The 16,192-nt window shown below is 41.0% G+C and carries 13 protein-coding genes and 3 pseudogenes; all 16 read right to left on the bottom strand.

Annotated elements, in window-relative coordinates; all coding sequences use genetic code 11:
- Positions 1 to 149: 149 nt before the first annotated feature.
- Positions 150 to 575: a hypothetical protein gene (locus AC0L6R_RS00195; RefSeq protein ID WP_473269345.1), complete on the bottom strand. Its 426-nt coding sequence runs from the start codon at positions 573 to 575 to the stop codon at positions 150 to 152.
- A 181-nt stretch (positions 576 to 756) separates the two neighbouring features.
- On the bottom strand, positions 757 to 2,106 hold the full coding sequence (locus AC0L6R_RS00190; RefSeq protein ID WP_473269344.1) for a cupin domain-containing protein: 1,350 nt from the start codon (positions 2,104 to 2,106) through the stop codon (positions 757 to 759).
- A 357-nt stretch (positions 2,107 to 2,463) separates the two neighbouring features.
- Positions 2,464 to 3,588 carry a sensor histidine kinase gene (locus tag AC0L6R_RS00185; RefSeq protein ID WP_473269343.1) on the bottom strand — a complete coding sequence of 375 codons (1,125 nt, stop codon included), beginning with the start codon at positions 3,586 to 3,588 and terminating at the stop codon, positions 2,464 to 2,466.
- Positions 3,589 to 3,604: 16 nt separating this feature from the next.
- Complete coding sequence (locus AC0L6R_RS00180; RefSeq protein WP_473269341.1) at positions 3,605 to 4,582, bottom strand: PAS domain-containing protein; 978 nt, start codon at positions 4,580 to 4,582, stop codon at positions 3,605 to 3,607.
- Positions 4,531 to 4,896 (bottom strand): hypothetical protein, encoded by a 366-nt coding sequence (locus tag AC0L6R_RS00175; RefSeq protein ID WP_473269340.1) that lies wholly within the window; start codon positions 4,894 to 4,896, stop codon positions 4,531 to 4,533. The genes AC0L6R_RS00180 and AC0L6R_RS00175 overlap by 52 nt, the downstream gene beginning before the upstream one ends.
- 6 nt (positions 4,897 to 4,902) lie before the next feature.
- On the bottom strand, positions 4,903 to 5,349 hold the full coding sequence (locus AC0L6R_RS00170) for a response regulator (protein ID WP_283414088.1): 447 nt from the start codon (positions 5,347 to 5,349) through the stop codon (positions 4,903 to 4,905).
- Between the two features lie 142 nt (positions 5,350 to 5,491).
- Positions 5,492 to 5,701, bottom strand: coding sequence for a hypothetical protein (locus AC0L6R_RS00165; RefSeq protein WP_473269339.1), 210 nt, complete (start codon positions 5,699 to 5,701; stop codon positions 5,492 to 5,494).
- A 308-nt stretch (positions 5,702 to 6,009) separates the two neighbouring features.
- A complete protein-coding gene (locus tag AC0L6R_RS00160; RefSeq protein ID WP_283414089.1) occupies positions 6,010 to 6,669 on the bottom strand; it encodes a hypothetical protein in 660 nt (219 codons plus the stop codon).
- Positions 6,670 to 6,705: 36 nt separating this feature from the next.
- Positions 6,706 to 7,491, bottom strand: coding sequence for an SDR family NAD(P)-dependent oxidoreductase (locus tag AC0L6R_RS00155; RefSeq protein ID WP_473269338.1), 786 nt, complete (start codon positions 7,489 to 7,491; stop codon positions 6,706 to 6,708).
- Complete coding sequence (locus AC0L6R_RS00150) at positions 7,481 to 8,155, bottom strand: acetoacetate decarboxylase family protein (RefSeq protein ID WP_473269337.1); 675 nt, start codon at positions 8,153 to 8,155, stop codon at positions 7,481 to 7,483. Before AC0L6R_RS00150 ends, AC0L6R_RS00155 begins: the two co-directional genes overlap by 11 nt.
- Positions 8,148 to 8,909: pseudogene (locus AC0L6R_RS00145) on the bottom strand (SDR family NAD(P)-dependent oxidoreductase). Before AC0L6R_RS00145 ends, AC0L6R_RS00150 begins: the two are co-directional and overlap by 8 nt.
- Position 8,910: 1 nt before the next feature.
- Positions 8,911 to 10,558 (bottom strand): annotated as a pseudogene (locus AC0L6R_RS00140) (IlvD/Edd family dehydratase).
- 155 nt (positions 10,559 to 10,713) lie between these two features.
- Positions 10,714 to 11,691 carry a glycosyltransferase family 61 protein gene (locus AC0L6R_RS00135; RefSeq protein ID WP_473269336.1) on the bottom strand — a complete coding sequence of 326 codons (978 nt, stop codon included), beginning with the start codon at positions 11,689 to 11,691 and terminating at the stop codon, positions 10,714 to 10,716.
- 62 nt (positions 11,692 to 11,753) lie between these two features.
- Positions 11,754 to 13,058, bottom strand: coding sequence for a UDP-N-acetylglucosamine 1-carboxyvinyltransferase (gene murA, locus AC0L6R_RS00130; RefSeq protein WP_473269335.1), 1,305 nt, complete (start codon positions 13,056 to 13,058; stop codon positions 11,754 to 11,756).
- Positions 13,058 to 13,726: a DUF4290 domain-containing protein gene (locus tag AC0L6R_RS00125; RefSeq protein ID WP_283414096.1), complete on the bottom strand. Its 669-nt coding sequence runs from the start codon at positions 13,724 to 13,726 to the stop codon at positions 13,058 to 13,060. Before AC0L6R_RS00125 ends, murA begins: the two co-directional genes overlap by 1 nt.
- Before the next feature lie 65 nt (positions 13,727 to 13,791).
- Positions 13,792 to 16,062: pseudogene (locus tag AC0L6R_RS00120) on the bottom strand (ATP-dependent helicase).
- Between the last annotated feature and the right edge of the window lie 130 nt (positions 16,063 to 16,192).

The following is a 16,192-nucleotide window of genomic DNA, read 5'->3' as shown; positions in this document are numbered from 1 at the left end:
ATCAAAAGTTTACAATGCCAAGCTAGCATGTACTTGATTTGTAGTTTGATAGGTTTTAGGATATAAAATAAGAAGCATGAAAGTTCGGGGAATCTCAATTTTGTACCTGCCATTTCCAATTCGAAGATCCTATTCCTAATTTGAGAAAATCAATTTTGTGCAGGTTTAATAGCTTTTCTTTTTTTTACTTTCCAATAAATGGAGCCTGCTATGGCACCCAGTGCAATACCACCTGGACCCGTAATAAGAATTCCAAGTAAAGGACCTTGGTTGGCTTCAGGGGTTAAAATCAAAGGACCAAAAAATCCTAGTACGAAGCCTACTACACCTAGCCTGAGTGCTCCACCGAGTATGTAAGATCCTAGACGTGGCATCTTGTTGGTTTGTTTATTCCAAACACTATATGCTAGATAGCCTGCTGTAATAAAACTTGCAATGCTCGAAATTACCATTGCCCATTTCGGAGGATCTGAATCGAAAAAAATTGAGATAATAGCGCCGTAAATCCAAAAAGTAAAATAGAATACAGCGACAAATGTGGCAAAGGCGATAATAATCTGAGCTGCTTTTTTCATGTTCGTGAGGAACTGGTTGATTGAAAGTATTTAATATACTCAAGTTATATGGATTGCCAGCTTGAGGTTTGAGCTATTCATTTTATTAGGAGCTAAGTTTCGCTTTTGAGGTATTTGTTTGGATCTGAGGTGCGGTCTTTTACACTAAGTATGGGGTTTGGTTTAGCGTTGTTCTTTAAATTTAATTCCATTGAAATGCCAGATACCTCGTTTGCTCATTTCCAGTATTTCGAATCGCATGTGGCACGGATGAGCCTAGGAAATATACATCTCCAGCTTTTCCCAGGTATTTCTGATTACCAATTTCCATTTCTGTCTCGCCTTCTATCATGATGACTATTTCTGTGGCTAGGTGGGTATGAGGTTCATGGCTTTTTATACCAGGATTCAGATTTGTCATGTGCATTTCGTAGTACGGACACATGGAAGTTTCTCGGTGAAAGTAATCCCTAATTCCCCCGCGATCATGTTCCTTAAATTCTAGTTCGCTGTAATCAAATATCTCTGATCCGGCCTTTTTTCCACGCTTCATATCAATGTCCTTTGAAGTATATGCCATCTGGAAATATGCCGCGCCTTCCGATGTGCTTGTAAACTTCGCTTGGTCCCCAGGCATAAGGACTACCACACTGTTTTCGCCGAGTGTTTTGGATTTGCCATCCAAAGTTGCTTTTACTTCTCCTTCCTTGATTATCAAAATTTGCTCTTTCTTGGCGTTTAAGAAGGTTTTCTGTGCTGATGGCTTAATGAAATTCACTGAAAAAACCATATCGTCAAGATGCATGGTTTCTCCTTCCATAAGTAGCGTGTCAGTATTCCCTGAAGGATAAAAATATACCTGAGAAACGACCCTCTTAGGCATCACATCACTCCAGAGCCAAGCTAGTGATTCCGGTAAAATCGAACCGGAATGATTCCCGTTATGACCTCCTGTGCCTCCAACGAACTCATACTCATAGTCTTTGAATTTTAGTGCTGATTCCATTTGTAGGTTGGCTAGCCACCAGTTTCCATAGTGATTGTTTAAATCGGATGAGCCGTCTTGCATGAAAACCTTTAGGTCTTTCTTATCGGTTTTGCGGATCATCGGCGGATAATTATGTCCGCCTCGGATGTCTGTGAAACTTCCATAGTGACTGAGTACCTTATGAAAAGATTCCGGATGAAACCAAGCTGCACTGAAGGCGCAGATTGCCCCAGAAGAAAGTCCCGCAATAGCTCGCATTTTTGGATCATCAGCGATATTATAACTCATCTTTAATTCGGGAATCATTTCGTTCAACAAGAAATCACTGTATGTCGAGGACATGTCATCGTACTCCAAACTCCTATTACTTGCTCTCCAAGGGTTTTCGGGTTCTGGTAGACTTTTATTGTGGCCAGGATTGATGAAAAGTCCAATGGTAACTGGCATCTTTCCTTGAGCAATGAGGTTGTCAAAAACGGTAGGAACTTTGAAGTCTCCTTCTGAATTGACATAAGCATGTCCGTCCTGAAAAATCATCAACGCAGCGGGCTGGGGAAGCTTCATATTGCGCCGGAATGTAGATGTAGTAATCCCGGATTGTGTTTGGAAATGTGGTGCTTTCCCAAGAATGTTTTGTTACAGTTCCTTTAGGAATAGTCTCATAGACTTCTGAGTTTGGGCCGTATTTATAGCCATCCTGAGCTTCTACTCTGAGGATAATTAGGAGTAAAAAAAGTAGTATAAATATTTTCGCCTTCATGGGTTATTGGGTTGGGATACTGTGTCTTGATATCTTGTAAAAAGTAATATAGCAAGAAAATACAAATACGTATTTGCTAAAGGTCAAGACATTAGGGAAGCAATTCCCCAAAAATGATTTGTATCTACAAGCCTGTTTTCCTATAAACTACCCATGTCAGGTTAACTTTCCGGAAGGTAAATATCAAATGTAGCTCCTTGGTCAGGCTTGCCGTGTGCGGCTATGTATCCATTGTGATTTTCAACGATTTTTTTCACTATCGCCAAGCCTATTCCAGTTCCTTGGTATTTATCCTTTCCATTTAGTCTCTGAAACAATTCAAATATCCTCTCTTTATATTGATCTTCAAACCCAATTCCGTTATCGGATATACGGATGTGGCAATAGTTAATATCTGGCGAAAGAAATTCAGCTTCAATTTCTCTGCCTTTTCTTTTTTCGCTCTTGATGCTGATGATAGGGGCCCGATTCTTTACTGCAAACTTCAAGGAGTTGCTGATGAGGTTTTGAAGTAACTGCCGAAACTGAAAAGGGATGATATCCAGGGTACAAAGTTCATCTGACTCTACAGTGGCATTATGCGCAGCTAATTCCTCCTTCAAATCCATCTTAACCTCCACTATTAATTTGTTTAGATCCGTAGGTTCATACTTACGTTCGGAAATGCTCGTTCTGGAGTAGGCAAGTAAATCACTAATTAAGTTTTGCATTCGCTGAGCAGCGCTTTGCATTCGTTTGAAAAATTCTTTCCCTTGCTCAGTGAGGTTTTCATATTCTTGTTCAAGGAGGAGAGTAGAGAAAGTCTGGATTTTACGAAGCGGCTCCTGTAAATCATGACTAGAAATGTAGGCAAAAGATTGAAGCTCTTTATTCATACTTGCTAGATCTTTTACCTTCTTGGCGAGTTCGTCTGTGCGTTCGACAACTAGTTTTTCCAGTTCATTCATAAATTCTTTTTGATCATGAATATCAGTGCTTGAACCTACCCACATTTGAATTTCTCCATCTTCATTCAGTTGAGGTTTAGCTCTGCTAAGCTGCCATCTGTAAGTGCCGTCATATTTGCGGAACCTATGCTCAAATAAAAAGTCTTTTCCTGTGGATATTGAATCTGACCAAGCTTTTATATTTCCTGCTCTATCATCTGGATGCACGATAGCTATCCACCCTTCTTCCTCAAGTCGCTCGGGAGAGTATCCTGAGAAATCATAAACAGATTTGTTAAAATAATTTATGTTGCCTTCGTTATCAGCAGTCCAAATATGCTGAGGAAGTGAGTTTGCCAAAAGCCTGAATTTCTGCTCACTCTCCTCGAGTTTTTGGATATTTAATTTTTCTACAGTGATGTTCTCTTACCGTTCCTATTACTTTTTCCGGGTTATTTTTTTTGTCGAAATGGACCCTTCCTTTTACCTCGATCCATTTAATTTGGTTTCCATTTGTGATGACCCGACTAGTATACTCTAAATTTCCACTAATGAATGCTCTTTCAAAAGCAGCTTGTCTTACCTTCAGATCCTTTGGGTGGATATTACTCACAAAGTCTTCATGGTGAATATTTGAACCAGGGGCGAGTCCAAAAATCTCATGAAGTCTGTCTGAACCATCCAGGATTTTATTTTTAACATTAAAGTCGAAGGTCCCGAGCTCTGAAGCATCAATGACCATAGTGAGTTTCTCTTCACTCGCTTCTATTTTCTTATGAGCAATGACTTGCTCAGTCACATCATGTCCAATACTGATGATCCCATTTATTTCACCACTTTCATCATAAAGGGCTTCATAGCTAAAGCTGATATAGCTAGTTTTTAATTCTCCATCCCGCAAAAGTTTAACTGGTAGTTCAGATGCAGCAAAACGATTTCCGGTTTTGTATACCTCATCCAATAGTCCCTTAATTCCCTGTTTTTCGAGTTCAGGTAAAATTTCAAGAATCGGCTTATTCATGACCTCTTCCGCTTTTCTTCCCCACATGTTAAGCGCGTTTGTATTAGCGATATCCGTATGGTATTCTGGCCCCATAAAAGTCGCAATGGATGCAGGTGCCTGCTGAATAATTAGCCTGAGTTTACGTTCACTACTTTCCAGTTTTCGTTTCAAAAAAACCTCTTGGGTAGTTTCAGCGCAGGTGACTATTACGCCACATATTATCCCACTATCATCCCACGCAGGGCTATAACTAAACGTCCAGTATGCATCTTCCATATGACCATTTCGATGAATCGGGACTAGTAGATTCTCAAAATATAGGGATTCTCCCCCTTCCAGCACTTGATCCATGAGTGGCTTGATAGTTTCCCAGATCTCCGGCCAGGCTTCTTCCCAGGCATGCCAAGAATTGAAGGGTGCTTTCCATCTCTGCCTAAGCTTGGTCTGTAAGCATCGTTATAGAAACAAAGTAATTCTGGTCCCCACCAAAGAAACTTTGGGAATTTAGAATATAGGAGGATGTTAAGTGTCGTTTTTAAACTTTGTTGCCAAAAGCTGGAGTCACCTAGAGAGTAGGTTTTACTCCAATCCTTTTCACGGATCAATTGACCCATTTCACCGCCTCCTATTGGAAATGAAGCGATAGCTGAACCTTGCTCAATCATAGCTTATTAATGAGATTGGATTACAAAATTGTCTTTGGTGGGTTTCTCGGATTTGTTAGCCAAAGAGGTAAGTCCCTTACATATCACATCTTTCAGTTTAGAATATTCGGCAGGTTTCCTGATATAACGAAATGCGCCAATATCATATAGAGAGTTCACTATTGGCTCATCCATTGAAGTGGAATATATTATAATAGGCAAATTTCGGAATTTTTCATCCGCCATTAGTTCGCCGAGGCATTCAAAACCTGATTTCAAGGGCATATTCAAATCAAGAAAAACCACATCAGGCAACTTGTCCTCGGAAGTCATAAGCAGGGTCATTAACTCTACGCCGTTTGTGACTGTAGTAAGATTCGTTTCGATAGGTAACCTTGAGAGAGAATCTTCAAAAAAGAATCGATCATCTACGTCATCATCAGCGAGTAAAAGATTAATGGGGCCTAAGCTCATTGAAAATAGTATTGCCTATTAGGATTTTATATGTCACTATTTTCAAATATAGCATAAATCAATCTGTTTAATAGTGGTTTTTGAAAGGGGTACAAACTTTGGTGTGCCGTCTTCGATCCACATTTTATAGATTCTCCGCATTTTAAGGAAATTCCAATTGAAGTATATGCGCTACAGGAGCTCCTGAAATATTCTTTTTTTCCATACACTCAGATCCGGCTTCCTCACTGGCAGTCTCATCCAAATGACTATAAAAAGTAGGTTCGAGGGCGATGATGAAATTTACCTTCAACTCTATTGCTTTCGGGATCACCATTCGCATCGCCCACCTAGTAGGGGTTATACCTGCCACTTTTTGTTCATTGGAGCAAGACTTCATCGTATCCAGCACTTGAAGAAAAGGAGCCTTTAATACTTTTCCGATGAAGCTATTTACACTTTAGCCAACAATTATCTTTTAGTCTGCTTTGAATAAGCCGCCAACGGATTGCTTTTCAATTTGCACTCAAAAGGAAACTGCGATTTTTGAGGCGGGTTCTTTTACTCGGCTATTAGGAGAATGGACGAAAAGTTTGAGTTGTAATTTATTACAATCAGGAAAAGCCATAAAAAAGCCGTTTGCTTGATACAAACGGCTAGGTAATAAGATCTTTATTAGAATTAATTCACAGAGATATTTGTGAACCAAATAAACCGATTACCATCTGGTCCCATATGGTCTTTGACAAGTGTAATTGGGCCGAATTTTTCCTCGTTTTCCCACGTCCAGGTTCTTCCTTCTGCTCCATTCCCTCTTCTAAAAGTCCATTCTAAAATTTTATGGTTTTCATCTAAATACAAATCATAGGCATCTCCCGGTGTATATCCCATTCCCGGAGATTTGGCTTCGCCAGAACCATAGCGTATGGTCAGTTTAGTAGAATTTGTCCCTTTTATCGGAGTCGGAATATTTTCCTCTGTTTCATAAGTATAACCTGTGTCCCAAGCCAGTTGGAATGGCATCATGAACCAATACTTATCATTCACAAATCCAGAATCCTTATCAGGTAAAGAATCAGATGCTAGGCTATAGGTAAATGTGGTATCCGTGCCTGAATAATAGACCGTATTGTCCTTGATATTCCATTTCCAATCACGGGAAAGTACATTCACCGAGTCACGCTGTACATTCCAGGTATAGGCGATGGAATTGACCTCATCAAACTTGTCGAAACCATACGCCATCGCCACTTTCATAGGCAAGGTGTCTGGTATTGTTTCTTTAGGTTGGCATGCCTGCAGTGCGCAGACCACTAGAAGAGCACAAAGAAAATTTTTCATGGCGTTGGTTTTTTATAAAGTTAACAGACTTAAGTTTCAGATTGTTTTTTTTAGCCACTTTTTATACTTCTGGTATTCAAAGCGTTGATATAGGGTTCTGATGAATCTCAAAAATCGATTTAAAACCAGCATACTGAGAAAAAGGGGAGAGGGGAAGATTCTTTTCTTTCCCTTGGCTGTTCCTCTCAGAATCACCGTAGCTACCCAGCTGGGGGATTGTATGGGGTAAGCCATTGGAATATCCTTGCCAGCAGATTCAAAGAACTGGGTTTTAGTTGCAATGGGAAAAACTAAGGTGAGCCAATGTCCTTTTTTCTCCAGCCATACGGTTCGAGCCCATTGTAGTAAAGCGGATTTAGTGGCCGCATACAAACTGTAACCTGGAATAGTCCAGAATGACATGGCCGAAGCGGTAATGATTAGACGGAATTTTGCGCCAGGGAAAAGCTCCCGAATTGCCATTCCAATTTGAATCGGACTGTGGACATTGAGTTGGAAAAGGCGATCCATTTCTTTCCAGTTTTGATTCTCTGCTGGAGCAAACTGAGCTTTTCCGGCATTTGCAAAGAAAAAATCCACTCGTTCCCACCTAGAGGAGACCCATTCTAAAATCTTTTCATTGCCAGATTTGTCAGCAAGGTCAGCTTGTAAAATATGGAGCTTTGGAAGTTCACGTTTCAATTTCTCCAAACCTGCCAAGTCAAAATCGACTGCCAGAATCTCAGGATTAGAAGGTGTTAACTGCCTTACGAGTGATTTCCCTATCCCAGAAGCAGCACCAGTGACAATGATATGAGCTTCTGTAAATGGTTTATACAGCATACTTCGCTTTAGGGAATTCCATATGAAAAGGGCTGATTTTTACTGCGAACAATGGTTTCTTAGAAGTAAGATCAGGAAAGTAATCTGGATCGCTATTTATATTTTTAACTTTGGCAAGCTTTCCCCATCCATGACCGGAAGGCTTCGTAAAGAAATCTACCCCATCCCAACGCTGATGTAGATCTATAGGCAAAAAACTTGTTGAAAGTGGAAAAGGAATTCCACCAAAATTCACTTCGCAGGAGAAAGCAATTTTGTCACCGTACGTTACCTGAATCAGTTCTTTACCCTTATTTTTCTCCCAAGAAATTGCTAAAGTCTGCTTTGGGATTCCCCAATTTGACCGGCCATTTTGAGTACTTACTTCTGTACTCACATAGATTTTGGTAATTGACTGCTTATTATAAAGTGAAAATTTCCCTGGTATGAAAAGCAGTTCCTTGTATGGTCCTACTGGGGAGGATTTATAATTAACTAACATCAGGTAACCCAAACCTCCTTTAAAGTTGCCTTTCAAATGATCGGGTAAATCTCCGTGATTCTCCAACCATTTTTCTGAAAATTTATAAACCAAAATAATTCCTTCACCCTCTAATTTCCATGGTGCAGACGCTTTTTTATAAAGTTTCTGATTCTTTAAAGATATTTGGTGATTTTCAGGCATAGGGCGATGGGCTTACACTTGTCCAGCCACCGTCAATAATGAGTGTTTGTCCAGTGATATGATTTGCTTCGTCTGAAACCAAAAACGCTGCTGCGATTAGCAATATCTTGTGCTAGAGCCGGCTTACCTAGTGGAGTGATTTCTGACCAAGTGTTTTCGTATTCTGGGTCGAGTTTTGTCCGGTTAGTAACTGTCGCCCCTGAGCGATGGTGTTTACTCGGATTTTAAATGGAGCAAGCTCGAGTACTAAGTTCTTGGCGAGCATTTCTATCGCCGCCTTACTCATTGCATAGGCAGCGAGATTTTCATGGCTTTGATGTGCTGTGACCGAAGAGGTGAAAAGCAAAACTCCACCATTTACCTGCTCTTTCATCACCTTGGCAGCAGCCTGAGCTAGGAAGAAAGTGCCTAGTTGATTTACTCTAGTCACTTCCATAAAATCTGCTCTGGAATACTCCAAGAACGGTCCAAATAATGTGATCCCTGAATTAGCTATTACAATATCAACCGAACCGAAATTGGTTATGGCTTTCTGTATCAATTCTTCTATCACTTCCTCAGCACTAGAATCTCCGGCAATAGCAATGGCTTGTACCCCGTGAGCAATACAAATTCTCTTGCAGGCTTCAGCAATGAGTCCTTCTTCAAGGTCATTAATAATGATATTCACGCTTTGGGAAGCAAGTTTTTCGGCAATTGCTAATCCAATTCCCTGACCTGCTCCAGTGATTATAGCGGTTTTTCTGGGTTTCATTTTAATGAGAATCCCGTTTCACTTCTGAGCCTGAACTGCCTTGGAGGAAGTCAAAATCTACACCTTCATGAGCTTGGTTGACTTTATCTAAAAATAGATTGACATAACCACGCTCATATGGCAAATTAAGTGGTTTAAATTCTGCTTTTCTCTTTGCAAATTCTTCATCAGAAATCATCAGGTTTAAGGTTCTAGCAGGGACATTTAGCTCAATCATATCTCCAGTTTGGACTAATGCCAATGGTCCGCCGATAGCTGACTCAGGCGATACATGGAGTACTACGGTACCATAACCTGTTCCACTCATTCTTCCATCTGAAATGCGGACCATATCTTTGACACCCTTGGCAAGGAGCTTTTGAGGTAATCCCATATTGCCAACTTCCGGCATTCCAGGATAGCCTTTTGGGCCAACGTTTTTCATTACCATGATGCAGTTTTCATCTATATCCAGCTCGGGAGTATCAATTCTAGCTTTGTAATCATCAATATCATTAAAAACAACAGCTCGACCTGTATGGGTCAATAGGCTAGGAGTGGCTGCCGAGGGCTTGATGACAGCACCATTTGGACAAAGATTTCCTTTCAGCACTGCGATTCCTGAGTCTGGTTTAATTGGATTTTCGAAAGTCCCAATTAGATTTCTATCGTAGCATTGAGCTTTAGAAAAGTTTTCTCCGAATAGATTTACCATTTGCTGTGATTTCTCCGAGATGCAAATGTTTTTCTATTTCTTTCATTACTGCCGGGAGGCCTCCAGCATAAAATAGGTCTTCTACCCAGTGCTCGCCGGATGGCTGCACATTAGCAATCAGCGGAATCATCGACGAAAATTTATCAAAATCAGTCAAGTCAACATCTACTCCGATTCTCTTGGCAATCGCAGTGAGGTGCAAGATGAAATTGGTTCGATCCCCCCAAAGCTGCATTCACCATAATGGAATTTTCAAAAGCTTTGCGAGTGAGGATTTTGCTCATTTTCAAGTCCTCATTCACCATTTCTACGATCCGCATACCGGTCATGTGAGCAAGGACTTTTCGTCTGGAATCGGCAGCTGGGATCGTTGCATTATCTGGAAGTGAGAGGCCAAGTGATTCGACCATGGCAGCCATAGTAGATGCTGTGCCCATAGGTGCGCAATGCCCCACTGAGCGAGACATAGATGCTTCAGCTTCTATCATATCATCTTGGGTCATTTTTCCGAGTTTGAACTCTTCGGCAAATCGCCAGATATCTGATGTTCCGATTTTTTTTCCTTTATAACGACCGACTAACATCGGTCCTCCAGAAAGAACAATAGAAGGAATATCAACGGATGCCGCTCCCATAACTAGGGATGGAGTGGTTTTATCACATCCACACATGAGAACCACGCCGTCCATAGGATTTGCTCGGGATACTTTCTTCCACATCCATGCTGGCCAGATTCCTGAAAAGCATGGCAGTAGGTTTGACAGAACACTCACCTAATGACATAACGGGGAATTCAAGTGGAAACCCACCGGCTTCCCAGATGCCGCGCTTCAGCGCTTCTGCTAGATCTCTAAACATGTGCGTTGCAGGGAGTAAGCTCGGACCAAGTATTGCATATTCCGATTACAGGCTTGTCTCCTTCAAAAAGGTGGTGAGGAAATCCTTGGTTTTTCATCCAGGAACGATAGATAATTCCGTCTTTTCCTGTGCGTCCGTACCAATCTTGGCTCCGGAGTTTTTTTCTTTGACATATAGGTTGTTTTGGCTTTTCGAGCCAGAATTTACCAAAAATTTTGCAAAGGAAAGAAATGAAAGAAGATTGTAAGGTAATTAATCTGGCATCTGAGAAATAACTTCTTGTAAAGCAATAAGATCTATTTTGAAATCAGTCATAATAGTATCTTCTGAATCACCTTGATTTAGGGTGTAATAATACCTTAGCCTTAAGGCATTTGCTAAATTAAAATAACACTGAGTAGTATCGTCTCCTTGATTTCTAAGCTCAACAACACTACTATGCTCTGGCATGAAAAGCATATTGGTCAAAGCTGCTCCATGAAGTGATACGAGAAGTTTTGTTTCGGACAATAATGAAATTTGACCCAAAAGGCTCAAGTTTTCCGCATAGATAATTTCAAAACCGTGGCTCAGCAACAATTGAATCACTTCATCTTCATTGTAGACTTTTCGCTTTGGGGCAAGTTTTCTACTGATATAAATTTTTCTAGAAGGCTTATCTACTGCCTGAATCCTTAACCTTTCCTGAGTTAATTTGGTGAGTTTCTCATTGAAATTTGGAAAGGTGGAGGTTCTAGGAGTAAGTACTAATTTTTCTACCCAAACGTTCTCGTCAGCTGAATAATAAATTGGGCTTATTTTAAGTAATTCTAAGCTTTGAGTAACGAAACCCAATTTTTTGAAAGATTCTGGTAAGATTACTTGATTAGAAATTTTGGCTTCTAACCCTAGCCATAATCTCGGAAGGCAATCTGTCATCCAATGAAAATAGTTTGCGCTCCATTCATCGATGATCCAAATTCCATGAGGTATTTTACGCCACTTTTTAAACGCGCAGTTAACAACACGTTTTCCAAGTGGTAGAATCCCTAAGGAATTCACATGGGTGTGCGTATGGTAAAATCGTATTTTAGAAGGTGAAAAAAAGGTGTCTTGAAGTAACGCGACTTTTTCAAGAGTTAGAAGGGGATAAACCTTAAAACTTGCCGTATAAGCTCCCGAAAAAAGTTTTTCATCTTCAGTACGAAGATTAAGGGGAGGATTTCTGTTGACGATAACTTCTTGTAGCAAGGCTTAACAAAACTAAGTTTAGTATAAAAAATCCATCCGACTATGAAGTCGGATGGTATGTATTAGATTCTTTCGATATCTGCTCCTAGAGCTCTTAATCTGTCATCGATATTTTGATACCCTCTGTCAATCTGCTCGATGTTATCAATGATGGATGTCCCATTTGCAGAAAGAGCAGCAATAAGCAATGCCACGCCCGCTCGAATATCTGGCGAAGTCATTCTGATACCGCGAAGTTCAGTTTTTCTGTCGAGACCAATTACAGTGGCTCTATGTGGATCACAAAGAATGATCTGCGCACCCATGTCGATCAATTTATCCACAAAGAATAAGCGAGATTCAAACATTTTCTGATGTACAAGTACAGTGCCTTTTGCCTGAGTAGCTGTAACCAAAACTATACTCAACAAATCCGGAGTGAATCCGGGCCAGATAGCGTCTGCAACTGTTAGGATAGATCCGTCAATGAACGTCTCAATCTCGTAATGCTTCTGAGCAGGAACGAAAATATCGTCTCCCCGGAATTCCAATTGGATTCCCATTCTACGGAAAGTCTCCGGAATGATTCCAAGTCTAGGGATTTGGCAGTTTTTGATCGTGATCTCAGATTGAGTCATGGCAGCTAGACCAATGAAAGATCCAATTTCGATCATATCAGGAAGCATCTTATGCGTGGTGCCTCCCAATTTTTTCACTCCTTCAATAGTAAGAAGGTTAGATCCAACACCAGAAATTTTTGCCCCCATGCGATTTAGCATGTCACAAAGCTGTTGCAAATATGGCTCGCAAGCTGCGTTATAAATTGTAGTAGTACCTTCAGCCATAGCGGCAGCCATCACGATATTGGCGGTACCGGTTACTGATGCTTCGTCCAGAAGCATGTAGCAGCCTTTTAGTTTTTTTCCATCTATGTGGAAAATCTCGTTTTTGGCGTCGTAGTTGAATTTTGCCCCAAGCTTTTGGAAACCTGTGAAGTGCGTATCCATTCTTCTTCGACCAATTTTGTCTCCCCCTGGCTTGGATAGTTTTCCAGTCCCGAATCGAGCCAGCAAAGGTCCCAAAAGCATTACTGAGCCCCTCAAAGCAGATGCTTTTTTGAGGTATTCTTCTGTTTCCATGAAGTCAAGGTTGACTTCGTTAGCTTGAAAAGTATAAGTTTCTGCGCCTTCTTTGGTTACCTTCACGCCCATATCGCTCAGTAAATCAATGAGCTTATTGACATCAACGATATTTGGGATTTTTTCAATAGTAACTTTCTCCGGTGTGAGGAGAACTGCGCAAAGAATTTGAAGTGCTTCGTTTTTTGCTCCCTGAGGAATTATTTCTCCTTTGAGTTTAATTCCACCATTGACCCGAAATGACCCCATTAATTTCTACGTTTTTTGTTGTGTCCGTTATTTGAGCGACGCTTATTATTATGATTAGATCGCTTGTTTTTATTGTTTGAGCGCTCTTCCTGACGAGGTGGCTTGAAGTCCCTATGTGTGTTGGACTCAAACAAACCGTTTTCTCTTACCTTCTCAAGGTCGATGTGCAATTTACCTTTGGATAACGTCTTAATGTCATCCAAGATTATAGCATCGTCAAAATTTTCCCTGTTCCAAGTAGAGTGAAAGCTTCTCATCAATTGGCCGATGAAAATAACAGCAGCTTCCTGCTCCTCATCATCTTCGAGTTTGATTGCGCCTTCGATGAGTTTTTCGATGTTTCGTCCGTAGTGTTTAAACCTTACCTCCCCTTTTGGATAGCCTATTGGTAATGGTTTTTTTCCCAATAATTCCTTTTCCGGCATAGGGAAAGGAGCATCGACTTCCAGTTTGAAATCAGACATGATGTACAAGTCGTCCCAAAGCTTCTGGTCATTTTCCTGCTTCAAAGATGGGTTCAATTGCTTGATGATTTCAATTGCTGTATATGCGCTTTGGGTACGCTTATCACGATCTTCAATCGCCGTGATATGATCAACGAGGCGTTGAATATTTTTGCCGTATTCTTTCAAAATTAGTTTTTGTTTGTCAAGTTCTAGTGGCTCCATGTTGCATCCCGTTTTGCGCTAATTAAGGTAATGAAAAAATTACCAAAAGGCAGGGGAGCAGGTGATTAGTCTATAATTCTGAGCTTCGCAAAGCTAAGTAATAATGTTTTCTCGCCAAAATGCTCGAATTGAATCGTTGCTTTTCGGTTAATTCCTTCTGTTTCAATCTTTTGAACTTTTCCAAAGCCAAACTTTGGATGTTCTACCAATTGCTCAGCCTGAAGATTGTTCGTGTTGGAAGGCTTGAAATCAGGACTTGGTGTGTGCAGTTTCATTGCCGTAGGCATTCTAGTTTCTGGCTTCTTCTTGATTCCTATATAACCTGAGGAAGACTCCGATGCCCCTGTGATCCTCTTTTCGGAATGCGCCTGGCATTTCTTTCGAAGACACCTTTTTACTAACCTTTATGCAATCTGGGGATACTTCTTCTAAGAATCTGCTTGGTTCACAATTCAGCAACCTGCCGTAGCGATACCGCGTGAGCGCATAGGTGAAATATAATTTGTCCATCGCCCTGCTCGTGGCCACATAGAACAATCTTCGTTCCTCTTCGAGATCTTCGCGGCTTTGCATCATCATCTGTGAGGGGAACAAATCTTCCTCCATTCCTACCACGAAAACCTGCTTAAATTCCAATCCTTTTGAAGAGTGAATTGTCATCAAGGTGATGGCGTCTGTGGTGTCTTTGTCACGGTCATTATCAGTCAGTAAAGCGATTTCCTGAAGGAAAGCACCAAGGCTCTTGTCCTCATTCTCTTCATTGTCCACATATTCTTTGATGGCATTGAGCAATTCCTGAACGTTTTCATAGCGGTTCAGACCTTCTATGGTTTTGTCTTCATAGAGCTCACGCAGCAGGCCACTTTGCTTTGCTATGCTACTTGCTGCTTCGAAAGCATCCTTGCGTTCTACTTCGATCTTGAAAGCTTTAATCATCGTTGCAAAGTCATCCAGCTGACTGGCGGCTCTGCCTCCGATGAAGCTGTGTGCATTTTGCACTACTTCCCAAAGCTGCATATCGTGATCAAATGCTGCGACTAGAATCTTGTCCACCGATGTATCTCCAATTCCGCGCTTTGGATAATTTACAATCCTTTTGAAAGCTTCTTCATCCACGGGGTTCACTGTGAATCTCATGTAGGCCATCAGATCCTTAATTTCCTTTCTTTGGTAGAAAGAAAGTCCACCTACGATTTTATACGTCAGGTTCAATTTGCGAAGGGCTTCCTCTATAGCTCGGGATTGGGAGTTGGTTCTATAGAGGATCGCGAAATCACTGTTGTTGAGTTTTTTGGTATTTCGCTCTTCAAAAATCGTGGAGGCGACAATTCTCCCTTCCTCACTGTCGGTACTAGCCTTGACTAATTCAATTTGATCTCCGTCACCGTTTGAAGTCCAGACGTTCTCTCTTCAGCTGGGCTTTATTTTTCTCAATGATAGAGTTCGCAGCATCTACGATCATTTTGGTAGATCGGTAGTTTTGCTCCAGTTTTACCACAAATAGATCAGGATAATCTTTCTCAAAATTGAGGATGTTCTGGATATCCGCTCCACGGAAAGCATAGATACTTTGTGCATCATCACCTACCACACAGATGTTTTGGTGGACAGCCGCCAGCTTTTTAGTGATGAGATATTGGGAAAGGTTTGTATCCTGAAACTCATCCACCATGACATACCTAAAGCGTTGCTGATATTTATTCAATACATCCAGATGATCACGGAAAAGGATGTTTGTATTGAAAAGCAAATCATCAAAATCCATCGCTCCGGCTTTGAAAAGCCTATCCTGATACCGCTGGTAGATTTCTCCCATTTTCGGTTTCATGGCAGCTTCATCGTCTGCTTTCACAAAGGGATCATCCTGATATACTTTCCAAGTGATCAGGCGGTTTTTTGGCTCCCGAAATTCGAGAGAGTACTGCGTTTGCTTTATAAACTTTGTCGTCAAGACGCATTTCTTTCACAATCGTACGGATCAGTGACTTGGAGTCGTCTGAATCGTAAATCGTGAAGTTGGAAGGGTAGCCGATTTTTGGAGCTTCCACCCGAAGGATCTTTGCAAATACGGAGTGAAATGTTCCCATCCATGTATTTCTAGCTTCCAGTCCTGCAACTGTCTCAATTCGATGGCGCATCTCAGCCGCTGCCTTATTGGTAAAGGTCAATGACAAAATATTGAAGGCATCTACTCCTTTGGCAAATATCAGGTGGGCGATTCGGTAAGTAAGTACACGGGTTTTGCCCGAACCAGCACCAGCGATGATCATAACGGGTCCATCCGTATGCTCTACAGCGAGTCGTTGCTCTGGGTTTAAACTATCGAGGTAATCCATTTTGTTTTGAAGCAAGAAACTAGATACAAGAATCAAGAGAGAGTATCAAGTAGCTAGTATCAAGATTTGAGATTTAAGTTAGTGTTTGGGAATTTCCCAATCTTTCAATTTTTCAATCCGCCACGGCGGA

The organism is Algoriphagus sp. 10J20-15 (assembly GCF_055809615.1).
Note: the sequence above shows the minus strand (reverse complement) of the source record. Positions and strands in the feature narration are given on the sequence as shown.